The 1,707-nt window shown below is 67.8% G+C and carries 1 protein-coding gene; it reads left to right on the top strand.

Annotation, left to right across the window (positions count from 1 at the left end):
* Positions 1–278 precede the first annotated feature (278 nt).
* A complete protein-coding gene (locus tag AB4Y84_RS20930; RefSeq protein WP_442243488.1) occupies positions 279–1,670 on the top strand; it encodes an NAD-dependent succinate-semialdehyde dehydrogenase in 1,392 nt (463 codons plus the stop codon).
* The last annotated feature ends 37 nt before the right edge of the window (positions 1,671–1,707 follow it).

Genomic DNA, 1,707 nt, shown 5'->3' with positions numbered 1-1,707 from the left:
GCATGGATGCGGCGACCGAGCTTACATGGACGTACTCGCAGCGTCCCCCGCCACCGGACCCACCCCGCCATCTCACGGAATGCCGCTGTTGCTGTTGCTTCTGCCGTTGCTGTTGCCTCTGCGGGTGCAGGGCGCAGCCCTGCCGGGAAATCACCCCATTCAGGCAGGTAAGTACAGGTCACAGGATACGCAGACGCCTTGTTGCTGCCCTCGATCGGGTCCAGATTCCTTGTCAGGAAACGGGCAGCCGCCCGTTGTCGAGACAACAGGAGACCTGCATGTCCGCTTCCCCCGCAGCCCCCGCTGCCATTTCCCGCGATCCGGCGACCGGCCAGCAGATCGCCAGCCACCCCTTCGCCACCGACGCCGAACTGGAAGCCATCCTTGACCGCGGCCAGGCCGGTTTTGCAGCCTGGAGCGCGCAGTCACTGGAACAACGCGCGAGCGTACTGCGCGCGATGGCTGCCGTGCTACGTCGCGACCGCGAACCCCTCGCTGCGCTGGCCACCGCCGAGATGGGCAAGGTCCACGCCGAGTCGCTGGCCGAGATCGAGAAGTGCGCGGTGCTGTGTGACTGGTACGCCGACAACGGTGCGGCGTTCCTGCGCGATGAACCCACCCCGGTGGCCGACAACAAGGCCTATGTCTCCTACCTGCCGCTGGGCGTTGTGCTGGGCATCATGCCGTGGAATTTCCCGTACTGGCAGGTGATGCGCGCAGCCGTGCCGATCCTCATGGGCGGCAATGGCTTCCTGCTGAAGCCGGCCGAGAACATCGTCGGCACCGCCGGGCTGCTCGCCGCTGCGTGGCGCGATGCGGGCCTGCCGGATGGCACCTTCATCGCCGCCAACATCAGCCGCGAGGGAACCAGTGCCGCCATCGCCGATGACCGCATTGCGGCCGTGACCCTGACCGGCAGCGTCGCCGCGGGGCGCAGCATCGCCGCGCAGGCCGGGCAGGCGCTTAAGAAGGTGGTGCTGGAGCTGGGTGGCTCGGATCCGTTCATCGTGCTGGCCGATGCCGACCTGGAGGCCGCGGTCGATGCTGCGGTGGCCTCGCGTTTCCAGAACACCGGGCAGGTGTGCATTGCCGGCAAGCGCATCATCGTCGAAGACGCCGTGTATGTGCGTTTCGTGGCGCTGTTCTGCGAGCGCGTGCAGGCGCTGACCGTGGGCGATGGCCGCGAGGCCGGCAACCGGATCGGACCGATGGCCCGGCAGGACCTGCTGGAACAGCTTGATGCACAGGTGCGCGCGTCGGTCGAGGCCGGTGCGCAGTTGCTGGTGGGCGGCAAGCAGCTCGATCGCCCCGGCAGTTTCTATGCACCCACCGTGCTGGCTGGCGTCGAGCCGGGCATGCAGGCCTTCGACACCGAGACCTTCGGGCCGGTGGCGTCGATCAGCCGCGCGCGCGACGCCGACCATGCGGTTGAGCTGGCCAACCAGAGCGAGTTCGGCCTGAGCGGCAATCTGTGGACCGGCGACCACGCCCGCGCGATGCAGCTGGCGCGCCGGCTGCAGACCGGTGGCGTGTTCGTCAACGGTTTCTCTGCCTCCGATCCACGCGTGCCGATCGGCGGCGTGAAGAAGAGCGGCTTCGGCCGCGAGCTGTCGCACTTCGGCATCCGCGAATTCGTCAACGCGCAGACGGTGTGGTTCGACCGCCGTTGACGCGGGCCATCCACCGTTCCTGTCAGCATCCCTGCAA

Source organism: Stenotrophomonas sp. 2YAF22, from assembly GCF_052114665.1.
GTDB lineage: Bacteria > Pseudomonadota > Gammaproteobacteria > Xanthomonadales > Xanthomonadaceae > Stenotrophomonas > Stenotrophomonas indicatrix.
The sequence above is the reverse complement of the archived record's forward strand: the minus strand, read 5'-3'. Positions and strand labels throughout refer to the sequence as shown.

Excerpts from the sequence above, each read along its gene's own strand:
- AB4Y84_RS20930 (WP_442243488.1), top strand. The coding sequence starts at position 279 with ATGTCCGCTTCCCCCGCAGCCCCCGCTGCCATTTCCCGCGATCCGGCG.